The 19824-nt window shown below is 57.5% G+C and carries 18 protein-coding genes, 1 other RNA gene and 2 pseudogenes; 16 read left to right on the forward strand and 5 right to left on the reverse strand.

Annotated features, from left to right (window positions below):
• The first annotated feature begins 196 nt into the window (after positions 1–196).
• Entirely contained in the window at positions 197–709 is a 513-nt protein-coding gene (locus BLU11_RS00085; RefSeq protein WP_157718471.1) for a hypothetical protein, read from the forward strand.
• A 7-nt stretch (positions 710–716) separates the two neighbouring features.
• Positions 717–1583 carry a Kiwa anti-phage protein KwaB-like domain-containing protein gene (locus BLU11_RS00090; protein WP_090271474.1) on the forward strand — a complete coding sequence of 289 codons (867 nt, stop codon included), beginning with the start codon at positions 717–719 and terminating at the stop codon, positions 1581–1583.
• Between the two features lie 342 nt (positions 1584–1925).
• Here the strand turns inward: BLU11_RS00090 and BLU11_RS00095 are convergent, their stop codons facing one another.
• From BLU11_RS00095 to smpB, 3 genes are all read right to left on the reverse strand, one after another.
• Positions 1926–3182, reverse strand: a complete 1257-nt coding sequence (locus tag BLU11_RS00095; RefSeq protein ID WP_090271475.1) for an integrase domain-containing protein — start codon at positions 3180–3182, stop codon at positions 1926–1928.
• Between the two features lie 185 nt (positions 3183–3367).
• Positions 3368–3755: a transfer-messenger RNA gene (gene ssrA / locus BLU11_RS00100) on the reverse strand.
• Positions 3756–3844: 89 nt separating this feature from the next.
• Positions 3845–4327 (reverse strand): SsrA-binding protein SmpB, encoded by a 483-nt coding sequence (gene smpB / locus BLU11_RS00105; RefSeq protein ID WP_090271476.1) that lies wholly within the window; start codon positions 4325–4327, stop codon positions 3845–3847.
• A gap of 118 nt (positions 4328–4445) precedes the next feature.
• Here smpB and BLU11_RS00110 point away from each other — a divergent pair, with 118 nt between their 5' ends.
• The 3 genes from BLU11_RS00110 to BLU11_RS00120 are packed head-to-tail and all read left to right on the forward strand — an operon-like array spanning position 4446 to position 6595.
• A complete protein-coding gene (locus tag BLU11_RS00110) occupies positions 4446–5849 on the forward strand; it encodes a sodium-dependent transporter (RefSeq protein WP_090271477.1) in 1404 nt (467 codons plus the stop codon).
• Positions 5850–5856: 7 nt separating this feature from the next.
• Positions 5857–6291 (forward strand): type II toxin-antitoxin system RatA family toxin, encoded by a 435-nt coding sequence (locus tag BLU11_RS00115; protein WP_090271478.1) that lies wholly within the window; start codon positions 5857–5859, stop codon positions 6289–6291.
• Positions 6281–6595 (forward strand): RnfH family protein, encoded by a 315-nt coding sequence (locus BLU11_RS00120; protein ID WP_090271479.1) that lies wholly within the window; start codon positions 6281–6283, stop codon positions 6593–6595. The genes BLU11_RS00115 and BLU11_RS00120 overlap by 11 nt, the downstream gene beginning before the upstream one ends.
• Positions 6596–6665: 70 nt before the next feature.
• Here BLU11_RS00120 and BLU11_RS00125 read toward each other — a convergent pair.
• Positions 6666–7070, reverse strand: a pseudogene (locus BLU11_RS00125) (outer membrane protein assembly factor BamE); the annotation flags it as partial.
• 94 nt (positions 7071–7164) lie between these two features.
• Here BLU11_RS00125 and fur point away from each other — a divergent pair.
• Complete coding sequence (gene fur / locus BLU11_RS00130) at positions 7165–7569, forward strand: ferric iron uptake transcriptional regulator (RefSeq protein WP_090276088.1); 405 nt, start codon at positions 7165–7167, stop codon at positions 7567–7569.
• Positions 7570–7630: 61 nt separating this feature from the next.
• Here the strand turns inward: fur and recN are convergent, their stop codons facing one another.
• Entirely contained in the window at positions 7631–9307 is a 1677-nt protein-coding gene (recN, locus tag BLU11_RS00135) for a DNA repair protein RecN (protein ID WP_090271481.1), read from the reverse strand.
• Positions 9308–9493: 186 nt separating this feature from the next.
• On the opposite strand from recN, the gene grpE reads away from it, so the two are divergent.
• From grpE to BLU11_RS00185, 10 genes and pseudogenes are all read left to right on the forward strand, one after another.
• The gene (grpE, locus tag BLU11_RS00140) at positions 9494–10075 is read left to right on the forward strand and encodes a nucleotide exchange factor GrpE (protein ID WP_090271482.1); all 582 of its coding nucleotides are present in this window, start codon (positions 9494–9496) and stop codon (positions 10073–10075) included.
• 89 nt (positions 10076–10164) lie between these two features.
• The gene (dnaK, locus tag BLU11_RS00145) at positions 10165–12090 is read left to right on the forward strand and encodes a molecular chaperone DnaK (RefSeq protein WP_090271483.1); all 1926 of its coding nucleotides are present in this window, start codon (positions 10165–10167) and stop codon (positions 12088–12090) included.
• Positions 12091–12211: 121 nt separating this feature from the next.
• The gene (gene dnaJ, locus BLU11_RS00150; protein ID WP_090271484.1) at positions 12212–13351 is read left to right on the forward strand and encodes a molecular chaperone DnaJ; all 1140 of its coding nucleotides are present in this window, start codon (positions 12212–12214) and stop codon (positions 13349–13351) included.
• Positions 13352–13362: 11 nt separating this feature from the next.
• Entirely contained in the window at positions 13363–14169 is an 807-nt protein-coding gene (dapB, locus tag BLU11_RS00155; protein ID WP_090271485.1) for a 4-hydroxy-tetrahydrodipicolinate reductase, read from the forward strand.
• Positions 14170–14436: 267 nt separating this feature from the next.
• Positions 14437–15549 (forward strand): NADH:flavin oxidoreductase, encoded by a 1113-nt coding sequence (locus tag BLU11_RS00160; protein WP_090271486.1) that lies wholly within the window; start codon positions 14437–14439, stop codon positions 15547–15549.
• Positions 15471–15869, forward strand: a pseudogene (locus BLU11_RS00165) (Zn-ribbon domain-containing OB-fold protein); the annotation flags it as partial. The gene BLU11_RS00160 and the pseudogene BLU11_RS00165, both read left to right, overlap by 79 nt.
• A gap of 13 nt (positions 15870–15882) precedes the next feature.
• Complete coding sequence (locus BLU11_RS00170; protein ID WP_090271487.1) at positions 15883–17019, forward strand: acyl-CoA dehydrogenase family protein; 1137 nt, start codon at positions 15883–15885, stop codon at positions 17017–17019.
• Positions 16988–17410 carry a MaoC family dehydratase gene (locus BLU11_RS00175; protein WP_090271488.1) on the forward strand — a complete coding sequence of 141 codons (423 nt, stop codon included), beginning with the start codon at positions 16988–16990 and terminating at the stop codon, positions 17408–17410. Before BLU11_RS00170 ends, BLU11_RS00175 begins: the two co-directional genes overlap by 32 nt.
• 13 nt (positions 17411–17423) lie before the next feature.
• Complete coding sequence (locus tag BLU11_RS00180) at positions 17424–18602, forward strand: lipid-transfer protein (RefSeq protein ID WP_090271489.1); 1179 nt, start codon at positions 17424–17426, stop codon at positions 18600–18602.
• A gap of 10 nt (positions 18603–18612) precedes the next feature.
• The gene (locus BLU11_RS00185; protein WP_090271490.1) at positions 18613–19779 is read left to right on the forward strand and encodes an acyl-CoA dehydrogenase family protein; all 1167 of its coding nucleotides are present in this window, start codon (positions 18613–18615) and stop codon (positions 19777–19779) included.
• Positions 19780–19824 lie beyond the last annotated feature (45 nt).

A 19824-nucleotide genomic window follows, 5' to 3' on the forward strand; every position in this document is an offset into this window, starting at 1 on the left:
CGCAGATTCGCCGCCCATGAGCAGCGGGGACTAATGGGTGTTATGGACAATATAAATGCGCGCAGGGGAAGACTTTGCGGCCTCGTAGGGGGGCGGCATGTTCCCGCTTGGGCATGAGACAAGAGCTGACGTGGCAAGCGTTAACGAGGGAAAACGATTTATGGATATTGCGGTATAGATGACGGGGAGAGGCAAAATGCTCAACAGTTTTTTAAAATTACTACTAGCCTTGACCGCTGTTTCTCCTGTTTCACTTACGTGGGCGATAGCAGACTTTAGTCGTAATGGATTTACACCCCTACAGGGCTACGCTGTGATAGGTGGGATTGTTCTTGTTGTGCTGTGTTACGCAATTATCCGCTTGGCGAAAGCTAAGACCACATTGATTAGCTTTGAGGCCTCAAGTGTAAAAACCATGGACAATGAGGTGGTGGCGTATGTGGTTACCTATCTCTTTCCATTAGTTACACCTGTAGGGGAAGTTAGCGTGACTGCACAGTTGTTTGTATTGCTGATGATTGTATTTCTTCTATCAACCGCTCATGCCTTTACGTTCAATCCAGTTTTGTCTATGCTTGGCTATCACTTCTATGAGGTGGAGTCAAAGACTGGAGTTAGCTACATCCTGTTATCTAGTAACACGATTACCGACGTGAAGGATGTTAAATCAATAGGCCGGCTTTCCAATTTTCTTCTGATACAGACTTGAGGCAGATATGGATTTCTTTGCTATAGCGAGAGGTGCAAGCGTTTATCGTCTGGACCTCGAACAAACGTTGCAGCGGGATCTTTCAGCAGCGTTCACTCAATATGCAGGTGAGCTTCTCGACCCGAATTTAGTGGTTGTGCCATTTGAGCGAGAGAATTTCAAGCCTGACGAAACAGAAATATTGGAGATAGCTCCGTTTGACGTGCCAGCGTACCTTTATGATCCCGTTCACAATGCAGTCGGTTGCCCGGTCCTACCCCATAACAGCGGGGTGGTAGAGACGGTTAATTGCATATATGGATACGATGCCGCGAGCCAAACGTATGTTTTTCAGGTAATTCCTTGGTCGCAACGCATTGCGGGCAGCCGGCTAAATATTTTTCAGGGTCTGAGTAGCGATACCTTTACCAAGAGTACAGAGTCAGGTCTGATGATTGGTGAGGGTTGCCATGCTGTCGTGACGGGCGCCTCCCTTAAGTTTAGGAGTATGTGGTGGCTGAAGCAGATCATAGATATCTCTCAACATTACAGAGCTGCCACCGAGGCAGACATAGACGCGTTGGCACAGCTACCTACAGTGAGCGTAGAGAGCCTTACTGACCTTAAGCATGGCTCTGGGCAATGGGTTAGGACTCGGGTCGCGTATATTCTGGATTCCGGAATTCTAACAAATTATACACCGACGCAACTTTTGCAGCTGGCACAAGGGCATAATGTGCCACTCAAAATAAATAATGATACTGGTATCGACAGGATCGTTATACCCAAAGATAGTCAAGAACTGCGTTCCGTATTGAAATTTTTGGAAGAGGAATACTACGCTGGTCCAATTACCGGCCTGTCCTATGAAACATCTAATAAGCGGCGTAGATAGAGTGGTTTCCGCCGAAACCGGTTTGCTCATTTAAGTCGTAACTAACAGTGAGTGTATGTTCCTGCGCCACTATTGTAGCATTCGGCCCGCACGCAACGGGGGCCGAATGCTATATATGCCAGACCTCTTCGTCTCCTAACGTCGATGACGATGCGCTGAAAAAATGACTGTAAGGCTATCTTGGTCTAGGCCTCGTTAATTTTCAGCACGCTGTTTAAAACAGCAGGGTGCCCGGTAGCCGCGCTCCTGCCTGTTCTGTCTCCCTTATTTTCTATCTGAATTTGGCAGATTTGCAAAACGAGAGTATTGTCTTCTTGATTGTCCGTTATGGGCAGAAAGCGATTATCTAATCGAAACCACCTTTCTGCCTTGTGCTTCGCTAAAAGCTGCTACGGAAAGGCTGCCAGTTGCTGCTTGCTGGATATGCCTGCTCCACCATTCCATCATAGGGCGCCTGCGTTCAATGTAGTCAGCGCGGTTGTAGGCGCTGCGGACCTCGTCTTTGTCGACGTGGGCAAGTGCAACCTCTATCAGCTCAGGGTCAAAGCCTTGTTCGTTTAGGGTGGTGCTGGCTAACGAACGCATTCCGTGGCTAACCAAACGACCGCCAAACCCCATGCGTTTCAGGGCCATATTGGCGGTTTGGCTGTTGCAATGGTCGCGTGGGTTGCGGTCGGCGGGGAATACATATTCGCGGTGCCCGCTGTATGGCTTGAGTGCCTCAAGGATGGCCAGAGCCTGTCGTGATAAAGGGATGGTGTGCGGGCGACGTTTTTTCATCCGTTCTGCAGGAATGGTCCAAATCTTCTTTTCCAGATCAATATCTGACCAACGTGTTGTGGCAGCTTCTACTGGTCGAGTCATGGTGTGCAGTTGCCATTCGATCAGAGCGCGAGTGGTTCGCTTGATGCTGGCATTTGCCAAGGCGACCATCAATTCAGGAAGCTCATCTGGGCGCAAGCTCGCCATATTCTGCTTTTTCGGCTTCTTGAAGACAGCACGAATACCGCTGAGAGGGTTGGCATGAATCAAGCCAGAGTTGACTGCATAGGTCATGATCTCATTCAGCCGCTGGGATACGCGCTTGACCGTCTCCAGGCTGCCCTTGGTTTCCAGGGGGCGTAACAGGTCGATTACCTTGGGCGCTGTGATCTTAGAGATTGGGGTTTGGCCAATATCTGGAAGTACATGCAAGGCTAGGGAGCGCCAGATGTCCTCGGCGTAGGCTGCGGTGACGTTTTCTTTCTTGAGGTTGAACCAAGCTTCAGCTACTTTTTCGAGGGTGTGCTCAGTGGCTGCTCTCTGCTCCTGGCGAACCTGATCACGGTGTTCCTTTGGATCTACCCCTATTGCAATCAGCTCTCTGGCTTCGACCGTCATCCTTCTGGCTTGAGAAAGCGAGATCTCGGGATAAGCACCCAAGCCCATGTTGAGGCGTTTCTTGGTTAAGGGATGGTAGTAGTTAAAATTCCATAACTTGGAGCCATTGATTCGTATCCGCATTTGAAGGCCGTCGCCATCGCCCATCACATAGTCCTTCTCTTGGGCTTTGGCATTTTTGATCTTGGCTTCTGTCAGGCGAATCGCTTGGGCACGCATTTGGTATTCCACAGCTGGTCTTGGTATTCCAAAAAATACCAGATCAACCCTTGGAATACCATCTGGTATACCAAAGGGCGTGGCTGCGGGTGGACACCTATGGACGCCAATAGACCTGTAAGCCCGGTATTTACTGAATTTCAGGCACAAAAAAGGACGTCCGTGGACGCCCTTAGATGTGTATTTGGTGGAGCCGGGGGGATTTGAACCCCCGTCCGCCAGTCCGCCACTATCGGTTCTACATGCGTAGTCATCTCTATTGAGTTAACTCCTCACCGCCCGAGTGACAGGGTGTTTGGAGCGAGCTGTATAAGTTTTAGCCGTTACGTCTACAGCGAACTTGGCGGCGATTCTGTTCTATATGACAATCATTTCGAGTTTACAGACATCCTCTGATGATTGCTGGAGCCGAAGCTACCAGAAGTGCTACTTGGCTGCTTACGCAGCTAGTTGTGCACCATAATTGTCGTCATTGGCAATTATATAGGTTTGCAACAGTGTATTTACGAGTTCTGTTACCAACTCGGCATGCCCCTCAAGCTTTGTAACCGTCGTCGAATCCTGATCGGCCCCAAAACCATGGTGCTGGTAATACAGTGGTGATTCTACGCCAAAGACGCATTGGCGTACAGCCGGGAAATTTTTGGTAACAGAGCGGTGGTTCAGCGGTTATTCTCGCGGACCAGACGCTGTTTTTCACGATCCCAGTCGCGGTTCTTCTCGGTTTCGCGCTTGTCATAATCCTTCTTGCCCTTGACCAGCGCTATCTCGCATTTGACCAGATGCTTTTTCCAGTACAGCGCCATCGGCACGCAGCTGTATCCCTTCTGCTCGACACCGGCGATGATCTTGTCCAGTTCCCTGCTGTTGAGCAGCAGTTTTCGCGTGCGGATAGGATCGGCGATAACGTGTGTGCTGGCGGTTTGCAGGGGAGTGAAATGTGCGCCGAACAGGTAGGCCTCGCCGTTTTTCAGCAAGACATAGCTATCCACAAGCTGCGCTTTACCGGCGCGCAGGCTTTTTACTTCCCAGCCGGCAAGGGCGATGCCTGCTTCGAAGCGTTGCTCGACGAAATATTCGTGTTTGGCCCGTTTGTTCAGCGCAATGGTGCCGCCGTTGGCCTGGGGTTTGTTTTGCTTGCTCATAGGCGGCGTATTATAGGGGCTGACGTCGGCTTCGGCTATCTTTGATCGCGAGCTGCCCTTGTCGGCATTGGTCAGAATCCGGACAATGCCCCTCTTTTTTCAAACCGGGTATGTCCTGATGGCGAATAATGATGTGTCGGTGCACGGTATCTGGGCGAGCCGCTGGATTTTCATTCTGGCCGCCACCGGCTCGGCAGTGGGGCTGGGCAATATCTGGAAATTCCCTTACATGGTGGGCGTGTACGGCGGCGGTGCCTTCGTGCTGGTCTACCTGTTGTGTATTGTGCTGATCGGTTTGCCAATCATGCTGGCGGAAACGCTGCTCGGGCGACGCGGGCGTCAGAGCCCTGTAAATACCCTGAAGAGTCTGGCTGCGCAATCCGGTGGGTCTTCGAAATGGTCCTGGGCTGCCATGGTAGGCATGGTCGGGGCGCTGTTTATTCTGTCGTTCTACAGTGTGGTCGCTGGCTGGGCGTTCGAATACATAGTGGCGATGGGGAATGCCGAGTTCGGTGGCATTTCTGCGGGGGCAGCGGAGCAGCGGTTTGCTGCGCTGACCGGCGACCCATTGCGACTGACCCTGTGGCATACGGTGTTCATGATTTTTACTGCGTGGACCATTGCCCGCGGCGTGAATGCCGGGCTGGAGCGCAGCCTGCGGGTGATGATGCCGTTGTTGTTCCTGCTTCTTCTGGTATTGCTGGGCTTCAGTATGACCAGTGGGCACTTCAAGGAAGGCTTGGTATTCCTGTTCCACTTCGATCTTTCCAAAGTGCCGGACGGTATTCTGGCAGCGATGGGACATGCTTTCTTCACGCTCAGTGTCGGCGTGGGTTCAATCATGGCGTTCGGTTCCTATATGCCGAAAAAGACCTCCATCGGCAAGGCGGTGCTGACCGTCGGCCTGATTGATGCCCTGGTTGCCCTGACCGCCGGCATGGCGCTGTTTCCTATCGTGTTTGCCGCCGGTCTGGAGCCCAGCGCTGGACCGGGCCTGATGTTCATCACGCTGCCCTACGCCTTCGGACAGGTGGGCATGGGCCAGTTGTTCGGCTTCATCTTCTTCCTGCTGGTGGGCGTGGCCGCCTGGAGCTCATCCATCTCCATGCTGGAGCCTGCGGTGGCCTATTTGGTTGAACGCACCAAGCGAAGTCGTGCTCTGGTGACTACTATTATTGCTATAGGCTGCTGGGTGGTCGGACTGGGCACGGTGATGTCGTTCAATATACTTGCCGACGCACGGTTTTTTGTTGCTGATGAGGCGGGCTGGCATTTCTTTGCCTGGACTGAGACGGGAGGCAAGACATTCTTCGACAGTATCGACTACCTGACCAGCCGTATCATGCTCCCATTGGGCGGGCTGTGCTTTGTATTGTTTGCCGGCTGGGTGCTGGACAGGGATGTGGTGAGAGCTGAGTTGGCGATGGAGAAGTCGCGCCTGTTCCCAGTGGTCTATACGCTGGTACGCTATGTTGCGCCCGTGGGGGTGATGATCATTTTCCTAACCGAACTGTTCAAGTGAATAACCTATGACGCATATCAAGCGTTCGGCTCTGCTGCCTTTTCCGGCGGAGCGTCTGTTCGACCTGGTCAACCGGGTCGAGCATTATCCCGAATTCCTGCCCTGGTGCACCAAGGCGGAGATCATCAGTGAAAGTGACGAAGCCATGCAGGCACGTCTGACGGTGGGCAAGGCCGGGTTGCATCAGACCTTCACCACCCGTAATGAATTGGTGCCTGGCGAGCGCATCGAGATGCATCTCGAAGAAGGGCCTTTCAGCGAGCTGAATGGTGTCTGGACCTTCCAGGCGCTGAACGAGCAGGCGTGCAAGATCACGCTGGACCTGCAGTTCAGCTATTCCGGTGCGTTGGTTCGCGCAACCCTGGGGCCGCTGTTCAACCATGCAGCCAATACCATGGTGGAGGCTTTTTCCAAGCGGGCCCATGAACTGTATGGTGAGTGAGCCGGCGATAACCGTGGAGGTTGCTTACGCCTTGCCGGATAAACAACGCATCATCCGTCTTGCCGTGCCCATCGGGACCACTGCACTTGAGGCTGCGCGCCTGTCAGGTATCGCCGAGCATTTTCCGGGGCTGGATGTGGATGGCAGTGATATGGGCGTGTTCGGCAAGACAGTGGTCAAGCCCGCAGAGCGGGTACTGACCGAGGGTGAGCGGGTCGAACTCTACCGGCCCTTGATTGCCGATCCCAAGGAAGCACGCAAACAGCGGGCTGCCCGAGCCAGGGGCGAGGTCCAGAAAGACTGAGTATTGCGAGGCCGGGCGGAAGCGTCCGCCCGATTGCTTACTCGCCGGTACCGAGCGGGGCGCCGAGATCGACCGGGTAGCTGCTGGCTGCCGGTTCGGAGTCGCTGCTGCCGCTCATGATGGCTTCGTCACGGCTGGTGCCCGGGACGAAATCACCAGCCAGGCCAACCAGCTGATCATCTTCAAACATCAGGCTGACGCGTTCCTGCTCGCGGGGGTTGTGTCCGGCCTGCATGCTGTACAGGTAATCCCAGCGATTGGGCTCGAAGGTGTCCTGAAGCAGCGGAGTGCCCATGATGAAGCGCACCTGGCGAGTGGTCATGCCGGGACGCAGTTGGTCAATCATCTCCTGGGTGACGACGTTGCCCTGCTGCACGTCGATCTTGTACACGCCCGGGAAGCCGCAGCCGGTGAGGGCTCCGCCGGCGGCGCATAATACTAGGATACAAAGGATACGGTTCAGACTATTTGGCATCGCGTGGTAACATCCACTATCGAGAGTTGGCTGAATGGCCCTGAATCATACCCGACTGATCCCGCGGTGCGAAGCGTTGAGAGAGAAACTGACCATGGTTGAAAATCACGAACTACGTAAAGTAGGGCTCAAGGTAACCCTGCCGCGCGTCAAGATCCTGCAGATGCTGGACAATACCGAAGACCGTCACATGAGTGCCGAGGATGTTTACAAGGCGCTGATGGAGGCGGGTGAAGATGTCGGGTTGGCTACCGTTTATCGGGTTCTCACCCAGTTCGAAACGGCCGGTCTGGTGGTGCGCCACAACTTCGACGGCGGACATGCCGTATTCGAATTGGCCGACGGCGAACATCACGACCACATGGTGTGTGTGGATACCGGTGAGGTGATCGAATTCTTCGATGCCGAGATCGAGCGTCGACAGAAAGAAATCGTCGAGGAGCACGGTTACGAGATGGTGGACCACAATCTCGTCCTGTACGTGAAAAAGAAAGGCTGAAATGACGGCAGGCCGGGCATCCGCCTGGCCTGTTTAAGCTGACGGGGAACCCGTCAGCTGATCATGGCTTATTGCCCGTCAGCTGTTTGCGGGCATGGGCCAGAGACTCCTCGGTAAGATCAACTCCTCCCAACATCCGTGCTACCTCATGTACTCGGCCCTCTTGATCCAGGCGATCAATACAGGTGCGGGTAGAGTCGCGTTTCTGATCCTTGCGCACGAACAGGTGCTGGTGCCCTTGTGCCGCCACCTGCGGCAGGTGAGTCACGGTCAATACCTGGCCGCGTTCGCCCAGCTGACGCAGCAATTTGCCGACGATCTCCGCGGTCGGTCCGCCAATCCCTACATCCACTTCGTCAAATACCAGGGTCGGCACCCGTGAGGTCTGCGCGGTGATGACCTGAATGCCGAGGCTGATACGCGACAGCTCGCCGCCGGATGCGACCTTGGCCAGGGGTTTGGCCGGCTGTCCGGGGTTGGCGCTGACCAGGAACTCCACATTTTCCAGACCTTGCACGGCGTACTGGTCCAATTTGAGCGGATGCAGTTCGACCTTTATCTGCCCGCCCGGCATGCCCAGCTGCTGGATCTCTCCGGTAACTGCCTTGGCCAGACGTGTTGCCGCCTTGCTGCGGGTGGCGGACAATTTACCCGCCAACGTCTGAAAGTGTTCGCGGTAGGACTGGAGTTCTTCTGCCAGGCGCTCCTTGTCAGCGCCGTGCTGTTGAATGTTCTCCAGCTCGTCGATCAGCTGTTGTTGCAGCATGGGCAGCTGATCGGCATTTATTCGGTGTTTGCGTGCCAGATCATGAATCACGCCGAGCCGTTCCTCGACCTGTTGCTGGCGCTGGGGATCGGCTTCGAAGTGGTCGAGATAACGGGTCAGTTCGCCGACTGCTTCTTCCACCTGAATCTGCGCGCCGGCCAGCAGGTTATGCGCTTCGTCCAGGCTGCGGCCATGTTCTTTCAGGCCGCCCAGACGGCTGAGACTGGAGGTCAGCGCCTGCAGCACGCTGCCGCTGTCATTTTCACTGCAGATATTGATGATCTGCTGGCATGACTGCATGATCAGCTCGGCGTTGGCCAGCTGGCGCTGCTCACTTTCCAGCTGATTCAGTTCGCCGTCCTGCAGACTCAGGTTGTCGAGTTCTTCCAGCTGATAGCTGAGTAGTTGAACGCGGGCATTCTGTTCGTCACTGGTTTCGCTGGCCTGTTTCAGTGCCTGTTCGGTCTGTCGGCAGCGTTGGGCGGCCAGTTGCACCTGGCGGGCGAGATCGCCGGCCCCCGCGTACTCGTCCAGTAGTCGGCGGTGGGTGTCGGTTTTCAGCAGCGACTGGTGTTCGTGCTGGCTGTGGATATCGATCAGCATCTCGCCCAGTGCCTTGAGGTCCTTCTGGGGGCAGGGGCTGCCGTTGATATAGCCCCGCGAGCGACCCTCGGCAGTGACCACGCGGCGCAGGATCACCTGTGCTTCATCGTTGGCCAGATCACGCTGGCTCAGCCATTGCGCGGCTTCGGGAATGTCGCTGATATCGAAGGTAGCGAGAATGTCCGCCTTGTCGGCGCCCGGCCGCACCGCACCACTGTCGGCGCGATCGCCCAGGGTCAATGCCAGGGCGTCGAGCATGATGGATTTGCCGGCCCCGGTTTCGCCGGTGATAACCGACATGCCCCGGTCCAGTTCCAGCTCGAGATGATCGACAATCGCGTAATTGTTAACCGCCAGGTGCACCAGCATGGCGTCGTTCTCCGCAGTTTGTTGTTCTGGTTATTTATACAGTAGTGGTGTGTTGTTCTACAACCCCCCTTTATAGCCGCCGAAAAAATGCCCTTGAACCTGGAAAGTGAAGCCCCATATAGGGACCAGTGAAGATCAATCCGGCCTCTGGGCCGTGTCGCCTTTTTTGTCAGACAGGAGATATACATGGTGGACGAACCGAGACAGGAGCTGCAGGACGAGGAGTCCGCAGCCGATCAGGCGCAGGGGACGGTCGCCGTTGAAGAAGATCTGGTGGCGCGGATTGCCAGCCTGGAAGAGCAGCTGGCTACCGCGCAGGATCAGGCGTTGCGTGCTGCTGCTGATGTGCAGAATGCCCGCCGCCGCGCCGAGCAGGAAGTGGAGAAGGCGCACAAGTTCGCTCTGGAACGTTTTGCCAATGATCTGCTGGCCGTGGTCGATAGTCTGGAGCGCGGCCTCGAATTGTCCAATGGCGAAGACCCAGCGATCAAGCCGATGCGTGATGGCATGGAGCTGACGCTGAAGTTGTTCGGCGACACCCTGGCACGCTATCAGGTGGTAGCGGTGGATCCGCATGGCGAGCCCTTCAACCCGGAATTGCACCAGGCAATGACCATGGAAGAGCGCGACAACGTCGAGCCCAACACCGTGATCAAGGTGTTCCAGAAAGGCTACACCATCAGCGGTCGCCTGCTGCGTCCGGCGATGGTGGTGGTGAGCAAGGCGGGCGTTGGCAGTGCCGCCGGGTCGATTGACGAAAAGGCTTGAAATCAGCTTTTTTCGACCCCATCTAGAGTCCAGACAGATTAAACAGTGCCGCTGACGAGTTCGCGGCCAGCATATTCGGAGAATGACACATGGGTAAAATTATCGGTATCGACCTGGGGACTACCAACTCCTGCGTCGCGGTTATGGAAAATGGCGTAGCCAAGGTTATCGAGAACGCTGAAGGCGGTCGCACCACGCCGTCCATCGTTGCCTACACCAATGATGGCGAAACGCTGGTCGGTATGTCCGCCAAGCGTCAGTCGGTTACCAACCCGCAGAACACCCTGAACGCCGTTAAGCGTCTGATCGGTCGCCGCTTCGACGAAGACGTCGTGCAGAAGGACATCAAGCTGGTGCCCTACAAGATCATCAAGGCTGACAATGGTGATGCCTGGGTAGAAGCCAAGGGCGAAAAAATGGCGCCGCCGCAGGTGTCTGCGGAAGTCCTGAAGAAAATGAAGAAAACCGCTGAAGATTACCTGGGCGAGGCGGTCACTGAAGCGGTGATCACCGTGCCTGCGTACTTCAACGACAGTCAGCGTCAGGCTACCAAGGATGCCGGTCGCATCGCCGGTCTGGACGTCAAGCGGATCATCAACGAGCCGACTGCAGCTGCGCTGGCCTATGGCATGGACAAGGCCCGTGGCGACTCCACTGTGGTCGTATATGACCTGGGTGGTGGTACGTTCGACGTATCGGTGATCGAGATTGCCGAAGTTGATGGTGAGCACCAGTTCGAAGTACTGGCCACCAACGGTGACACCTTCCTCGGTGGTGAAGACTTCGACATGCGCCTGATCGACTATCTGGCGGATGAATTCAAGAAGGAAAACGGCGTTGACCTGCACAACGATCCGCTGGCCCTGCAGCGCCTGAAGGAAGCGGCCGAGAAAGCCAAGATCGAGTTGTCTTCGGCCCAGCAGACCGACGTCAACCTGCCGTACATCACGGCTGATGCCACTGGTCCCAAGCACCTGCAGGTCAAGGTGACCCGCTCCAAGCTGGAGTCGCTGGTTGAAGAGCTGGTCAAGCGCAGCATCGAGCCGTGCCGTGTGGCCATGAAGGATGCTGGTCTGGATGTGTCCGAGATCAATGAAGTGATCCTGGTCGGTGGTCAGACCCGCATGCCGCTGGTCCAGAAGACTGTTGCCGAATTTTTCGGCAAGGAACCGCGCAAGGACGTTAACCCGGATGAAGCTGTTGCCGTGGGCGCAGCAATCCAGGGTGCGGTACTGGCTGGTGACGTGAAGGACGTGCTGCTGCTGGACGTTTCCCCGCTGTCGCTGGGTATCGAAACCATGGGTGGCGTGATGACTGCGCTGATCGAGAAGAACACCACCATCCCGACCAAAAAGTCGCAGGTGTTCTCGACCGCTGACGACAACCAGACTGCCGTGACCATTCACGTGCTGCAGGGTGAGCGCAAGCAGGCGTCGCAGAACAAGTCGCTGGGCCGTTTCGACCTGGCCGACATTCCGCCGGCGCAGCGCGGGGTACCGCAGATCGAAGTCAGCTTCGACATCGACGCCAACGGTATCCTCAACGTGTCCGCCAAAGACAAGGCTACTGGCAAGCAGCAGTCGATCATCATCAAGGCCTCTTCCGGTCTGAGCGATGAAGAGATCGAACAGATGGTGCGCGATGCCGAGGCCAATGCCGAGGAAGATCGCAAGTTCGAGGAGCTGGTGAACATCCGCAACCAGGGTGATCAGCTGGTTCACGCGACACGCAAGACCTTGACCGAGGCGGGTGACAAGGCTACCGAGGAAGAGAAATCCGCCATCGAGACGGCACTGGCAGATCTGGAGCAGGCCATCAAGGGTGATGACAAGGCTGACATCGAAGCCAAGATCAATGCGCTGTCCGAGGCTTCCGGTCCCATGGTGCAGAAGATGTACGCCGAGCAGGCTCAGGCGGAGCAGGGCGGCGCACAGGAAGACGCCAGCAATACCGGCGCCGATAGCGACGACGTTGTGGATGCCGAGTTCGAAGAGGTCAAGGACAACAACAAGTAGTCCTTGCGTGATCGGGCGTCGGGCCTTGCCTGAGGCCCGATACACTACGTGGCAAGGCAACGCGGGAGCTATTCCCGCGTTGCTGTTTGTGCCGTAAGGCTTTCTAAAGGAAACAGGATTTATGGCCAAGCGTGATTATTATGAAGTGCTGGGCGTGGAGCGCGGCGCCAGTGAAGCCGAGCTGAAAAAGGCCTATCGCCGGCTGGCAATGAAGTTTCACCCGGACCGTAATCCAGATGACGCGGAGGCGGAAGAGAAATTCAAGGAGGCCAACGAGGCCTATGAGGTTCTTACCGACGCCAACAAGCGTGCGGCTTACGATCAGTATGGCCACGCCGGTGTGGACCCGAACATGGGCGCCGGTGCCGGGGGCTTCGGTGGCGGTGGAAACTTCTCCGACATCTTCGGTGACGTGTTCGGTGACATTTTCGGTGGCGGCGGTGGTGGGCGTGGCCGCTCGAGTGTGCAGCGCGGCAGTGACCTGCGTTATACCCTGGAGCTGGACCTCGAAGAGGCCGTTCGCGGCACCTCGGTCACCATTCGTGTCCCGACACTGGTCGGTTGCAAGACCTGTGATGGCAGTGGCGCCAAGAAGGGCACCAGCCCGGTAACCTGCACCACCTGTGGTGGCCACGGTCAGGTGCGTATGCAGCAGGGCTTCTTCTCGGTGCAACAGACCTGTCCGCGCTGTCATGGCACAGGGCAGATGATCAGCGATCCGTGCAAGGATTGTCATGGTCAGGGCCGGGTTGAAGAACACAAGACTCTGTCGGTCAAGGTGCCGGCCGGAGTGGATACTGGTGATCGCATTCGTTTGTCCGGCGAAGGTGAGGCTGGCGTCAATGGTGGGCCGTCCGGTGATCTGTATGTAGTGGTCTCGGTGCGTGAGCACAAGCTGTTCCAGCGCGACGGCAAGAATCTGTATTGCGAAGTACCGATCAACTTTGCTGACGCTGCGCTGGGTGGTGATCTGGAAGTACCGACGCTCGATGGTCGGGTCAAGCTGAAAATCCCCGAGGGCACTCAGACCGGCAAGTTGTTCCGCTTGCGGGGCAAAGGCGTGGTGCCGGTGCGTGGTGGCTCTGCCGGTGATCTGCTGTGCCGCGTTTCTGTGGAAACGCCAGTCAACCTGACCAAGCGTCAGCGCGAGCTGCTGGGCGAGCTGCGTGATACGCTGCAGGCCGAAGGCAGTAATCAGTCGCCGCGGGCCAAAAGCTGGTTCGAAGGTGTTAAAAATTTCTTTGAAGACATGAAGTTCTGACCGGGGCAAGCATGAAAAGAGTAGCGGTGATCGGCGCAGCCGGGCGGATGGGTAAGACGTTGATCGAGGCCATCCAGCAAGCAGAAGGAGCCAGCCTGACGGCGGCAATCGAGCGTCCGGAAAGCAGCTTGATCGGTGCTGACGCCGGTGAGCTGGCGGGCCTGGGCAAGCTGGGCGTCACTATCGTCGGTGATCTGCACGAGGTGCTGGGTGACTTTGATGTGCTGATCGACTTCACTCATCCCACCAGTACCCTGGCCAACCTTGAGGCCTGCCGCGCGGCGGGCAAGGCACTGGTAATCGGTACTACCGGCTTCTCTGAAGAGGAGAAGCAGTTGATTGCCAAGGCTGCCGAGCAGGTGCCCGTGGTGTTTGCGCCTAACTTCAGTGTGGGCGTCAACCTGACCCTCAAGCTGCTGGATATGGCTGCTCGGGTCATGGGTGATGAGGCGGATATCGAGATCATTGAAGCCCACCACCGACACAAGGTCGATGCACCGTCCGGTACTGCGCTGCGCATGGGTGAAGTGGTTGCCGATGCGCTGGGTCGTGATCTGCAGAAGGTTGCGGTGTACGGTCGCGAGGGCCAGACCGGCGCACGTGATCGCGAAACAATAGGTTTTGCCACCGTGCGTGCCGGCGATGTGGTGGGCGATCACACCGTGCTGTTTGCCACCGAAGGCGAGCGCGTCGAGATAACCCACAAAGCCTCCAGCCGCATGACCTTTGCCAAGGGCGCGGTACGTTCGGCGATCTGGCTGGGCGAGCGCAAAAGCGGTTTGTTTGATATGCAGGATGTGCTGTCACTGCGAGACTGATTGACTGATTGTGTGACGCAAAGAGAAACCCCGGGCAGGTCACTGCGCCGGGGTTTTTTTGCTCATTTTGGTTGATGATAGCCCGCTCTGTTGCTGATCATGGCTCGGTAAGCCCGGGTCAAAAGTTTCCCTACTCGTCTGATCAGACGATGTCAGCTCACAGGGGACTTTCCAGAATCGTGCCATTGACGCCGGGCAGTTCAAGTCGAGCCGTTGCTACTGGACAGGTGCGATGCGGTTGCCGGTCCATTCGCCTCGGAGATCACTATGGCAGGCATCGAACAACAATTACCCCAGGCCTTTAGCCCTTTCACCATCGGTCCATTGACGCTGCGTAACCGCTTCATCAAAGCCGCCACCAACGAGGGCATGTCGCCTGATGGGGTGCCGTCCCGGCAACTGGTGCGGTTTCATGCCGGGATGGCTGCCGGAGGCGTGGGGCTGACGACGGTAGCCTACTGCGCTGTCAGCTCTGACGGCTGTACTCTTCCCAATCAGATTCTTCTGGATAGTGCCACATTGCCCCATCTGCGTGCCCTGACGGACGCCGTGCACGCAGAAGGTGGTGCGGTATCGGCGCAGATTACCCATGGCGGTTGTTTCACGTTTACCAAGAGACCGGAAGGGCGGCCGCTGTCGGCCAGTGGCGGCTTCAACAAGATCGGTCTGATGAGTGGGCAATATCTCAAGCGCGAGATGAGCCTGGCGGACATGCGACGGGTGGCAGCGGATTTTGCGGCGGGTGCCAGGCTGGCCAGGGAGGCAGGTTTCGACGCGGTCGAGATCCATATGGGCCATGGTTATCTGCTCAGTCAGTTCATCTCACCGTTGTACAACAAGCGTCGGGACGAGTATGGCGGCAGCCTTGCCAACCGTATGCGCTTTCCTCGTCAGGTACTGCGTCAGGTACTTGAGGCGGTGGGTGAGGAACTGGCGGTGATCTGCAAGTACAGTATTACCGATGGTGTGCGCGGCGGTAACAGCATTGAGGATGGCGTGGCGATTGCCCGTGAGTTGGAGGCCGAGGGCGCACATCTGCTGGTGCTGAGTGCCGGTATGAATGCTGAATCCATCACCACTATGTTCGGTTCCTCGTTCCCTCCGGAGAACCGCTCGGTGGTGACCAATCCGGTCATGAAGGCGGCGATGTTCGTGCAGTCACTGGTGGAGAAGCCGATTCTTTTCCGCGAACTATATCTGCTGGAGCATGCCCGCAAGGTGCGCGCTGCGGTAGATATACCTTCAAGCCTGCTCAACGCGCGGAGGCGGCCAAACCTGCGGAAGAGAAGGCTGAGGCGCCAAAAGCCATGCGCCCCTTGCCGGGCAGAAGTGACGATACCCGGTTCTTCTGGGAAGGCTGTGAGGCGGGCAAACTGCTGATTCAGCGCTGCACCGACTGCCAGACGTTGCGTCACCCACCCGCGCCGGTGTGCATCAAGTGTCACAGCTTCGACTGGAACACGCTGGAGGCCAGCGGCAAGGCCAGTCTGTATTCCTTTGTGGTAATGCACTATCCAGAGGTACCACCGTTCGATTACCCCAATCCGATCGGGCTGATAGAGCTGGACGAAGGCGTTCGCCTGATCGCTGGGCTGGTGGGTGTTGCGCCGGATCAACTGGAGATAGGTCAGCGCCTGCAGGTGGAATTCCAGCGTTTCGATGATCGGCAGACCCTGCCGCAATTTCGCCCGGTGGGCTGACAGGAGGCGTGTCATGGACTTTTCATTGAGCGACGATCAGCGCGCCATTGCAGAGATGGCCGAAAGCGTATTTCGCGATTATGGTACGGACGAGCGCATGCGCGACTTCGATCTGGATGATCAGCCATTCATGGTGCCACTGTGGCAGACCTGTATCGAAACGGGACTGCATGCTCTGGCAATTCCGGAAGCCTTTGGTGGCAGCGGAATGGGTATCACCGATCTATTTTGCGTACTCAAGGCTCAGGGTGCCGGCTTGGGGCAGGTGCCGCTGTGGCAGCACCAGTTGGCAGCCGCCTGTCTCGCCGAGCATATGGCTGACAGCCAGCATGAGCTGATTGAGCGGGCCGCCGCGGGCAGTGTGTTATTGAGCCTGTCGCTGCACAGCCTGGCCTCCAGTCAGGGCGTGAAACTGCAGGTGGTTGAGCACGATGGTCGCTTGCAGTTGCAGGGGCAGGCCAGCGCGGTGGATGTCGCCGCCCAGGCCGATTATTTATTGTTGGTGGCAGACAGTGCGCAGGGGCCACGACTGGTGTTGCTGGATCCACGCAGTGAAGGTGTCGAGCTGCTGCCCGGCATTGCCAATCACGGTCTGGCGCTAGCGGATCTGCGCTGCGCCAACGTCGTGATCGATGCGGCGCAGCTATTGCCGGTTGAGGCCTTGTCCTGGCTGGAGCAGCGTGCCATCGCGGCGGTGGCGGCGGTACAGCTGGGGGTCAGTGAAGAGCAGGTGCGACGCACCATCGAATACGTCAATCAGCGTGAGCGGTTCGGTCGGGCGATCGGTACTTTCCAGGCGGTGCAGATGAGTATGGCGGACTGCCATATTGCCATCGAGAGCCTGCGCACCTCTCTGTATCAGCTGTGCTACCGACTGGACAGCGGCCTGCCCAGCGACGCCGAGGCGTTCGCCACGCGTTACCTGTGCACCGAGGCGGCACATCTGATCGGCCATAAGACCCAGCATGTGCATGGTGGCATCGGCGTCGATCTGACTTATCCGATCCACCGTTTTCTCTATTGGAGCCGCTACCTGAGCCTGGTGCTGGGCGGTTCCTCTGCCACTCTCGAGCGTCTCGGTGACTGGCTGGCCAACAATGACAAGCTTGGATGGAAATATGACCTCGATGAAAACCAGAACATTTGCTGAAACCAGCCTCGGCGAGCAACTGCCCGAGCTGTCGATACCCATTACTGTGACCCTGATCAACGGCGGTGCCATTGCCACCCGCGACTACTTCCCGGGCCATCATGACGCCGAGGCGGCCAGAGAGCTTGGTTCGCCGCATATCTTCATGAATATCCTCACCACTACCGCATTGGTACAGCGGTTCATCGAGGGCTGGGCCGGACCGCTGGTGAGTTTCGGAGATATTCGCATCAAGTTGGGTGTTCCCAACTATCCCGGTGACACCATGAACTTCACCGGTGAGATAAGCGAGCGGGATGAGGCCAGTCGGTCGGTAGTGATTACCCTCAAGGGCAAGAATTCCATGGGCAACCACGCGGCCGGTACGGTCAGCCTGGTTCTACCCGCATAACGGAGACGCAGAGATGAATGATGCATTGCTTTCCGGCAAGGCAGCGATTGCCGGCCTGGGTGCCACCGAGTTTTCCAAGAACTCCGGTCGTACTGAATTGCGTCTGGCGATGGAGGCGACCCTGGCGGCGCTGGCCGATGCCGGTATCGATCCCAAGGATGTCGATGGCTTCAGCTCCTACTCCGTGGACAAGGTGCCGGAGTACGAGATCGCCCGCCTGCTCGGTTGCGATCAGGTCAAGTTTTTTTCCCAGGTGCCGCATGGCGGTGGCGCTGCCTGTGGCCCGGTAATGCACGCGGCGATGGCAGTGGCCACCGGCGTGGCCAAGACCGTGGTGGTATACCGCGCGATGAACGAGCGCTCCTGGTACCGCTTCGGCACTGGCAGCTATGGCTTCGCCGATACCCCACTGTTCGACAACGTCAACTACGGCTGGTACATGCCCCATGGCTTCCACACGCCGGCTGCCTGGGTGGGCATGTTCGCCCGGCGCTACATGCACACCTACGGTGCTACCACCGAGGACCTGGGCCGTATCGCGGTGGCCGTGCGCGACTTTGCCGCGACCAACCCCGCGGCCTTCTTCTACGGCAAGCCTATTACCCTGGAAGACCATCAGAATTCGCGCTGGATCTGCGATCCGCTGCGTCTGCTCGACTGTTGTCAGGAGTCTGACGGTGCGGTGGCGATGGTCATCACTTCGGTAGAGCGAGCTCGTGGTCTGCCGCATAAGCCGGTAATCATCAAGGGCGCCTCCCAGGGTATCGCCGACGGTCAGCAGAGCATGACGTCCTTCTATCGTGATGACATCACCGGCCTGCCGGAAATGGGTGTGGTCGCCAAAGAGGTCTACCGGCAATCGGGTCTGGGTCCGGATGCGATCCAGACAGCGGTGATCTATGACCACTTTACGCCCTTCGTGCTGCCGCAGCTGGAGGAGTTCGGCTTCTGTGATCGTGGCGGTGCCAAGGACTTTATCCGCGCCGGACACCACGCCCGTGGTGGACGCCTGCCGATCAACACCCATGGAGGTCAGCTGGGTGAGGCCTATATCCATGGGATGAACGGCATCGCCGAGGGTGTACGCCAGGTGCGCGGCAGCTCGGTGAATCAGGTAGACAATGTGGAAAACGTACTGGTTACCGCCGGCACCGGCGTGCCGACCAGCGGCCTGATTCTGGGCGTAGCCTGAGGAGCGCAGCATGTTTATCGATCTGACCCCCGAACAGAAAAAGCTGCGCCTGGAGGTGCGGGATTATTTCAACAACCTGATGACTGACGAGCTGCGCTGCGAGCTGCGCGGTGCGGAGGGCTCCGACTCCGCCAACCGGCTGGTGCGGCAGATGGGTAGCGATGGCTGGTTGGCCGTCGGCTGGCCGAAGGAATATGGCGGTCAGGGCTATGGCCCCACCGAACAGTTGATCTTCTTCGAGGAGGCCAACATTGCCGGCGCACCGCTGCCATTTGTCACCATCAGCACTGTTGGACCGGCATTGATGGCTCATGGTACGCCCGAGCAGAAGGAGAGCTTTCTGCCGGGCATCGCGGCTGGGGAAGTCCATTTTGCCATCGGCTATTCCGAGCCGGGCGCCGGATCGGACCTGGCGACCCTGAAAACCACGGCACGGGTTGAAGAGGATGGCTTTGTCGTCAATGGCAACAAACTGTGGACCTCAGGTGCTCATTCCGCCGATTACATCTGGCTGGCGGCGCGGACCAACCCGGACGAGCCGCGGCATAAAGGTATTTCGATCCTGATTGTCGACACCAAGGCAGAGGGCTTCTCCAATACGCTGATCCCGACCTGTAGCAATCCTACTGCCGCCACCTATTACGACAATGTATTCGTGCCGGGCAATCGGCTGGTTGGTGAGTTGAACAAGGGTTGGCAGCTGGTGACCGCCCAGCTCAACCATGAGCGCTTGGGGCTGGGTTCCTGGTCGGATCGGGTAGTGGGTATCTTCCGTAAGGTCTACCTGTGGGCGCGGTCGGAAGATGAGCAGGGTCGACGGGCCATGGATCATGCCTGGGTGCGTGGCCTGTTTGCCGAGTGCTACGCCAGGATTGAGGCCATGCGCCTGATCAACTTCCGTATTGCCGCCGATCTGGACCGGGGACAGATGGATGTGGCACTGGCCTCGACGACCAAAGTGTTCGGTTCCGAGGCAGTGGTTGATATTCTGAGCAAGCTCAGCGAGGTGGTAGGGGCAAACGGCCTGGTGCGCGAGGGCAGTGCAGCGGCCTTCCTGCTCGGTGAGCTGGAATATGACGTGCGGGCCTGCGTGACGTTGACTTTCGGTGGCGGTACCAACGAAATCCAGCGCGAACTGATTGCTCAGTTTGGCTTGGGCATGCCGCGCTCCCGCTGACGCAGAGTGCTGAATGCAAAAAGGCTGACCCGCAAAGGTCAGCCT

Source organism: Halopseudomonas litoralis, from assembly GCF_900105005.1.
GTDB lineage: Bacteria > Pseudomonadota > Gammaproteobacteria > Pseudomonadales > Pseudomonadaceae > Halopseudomonas > Halopseudomonas litoralis.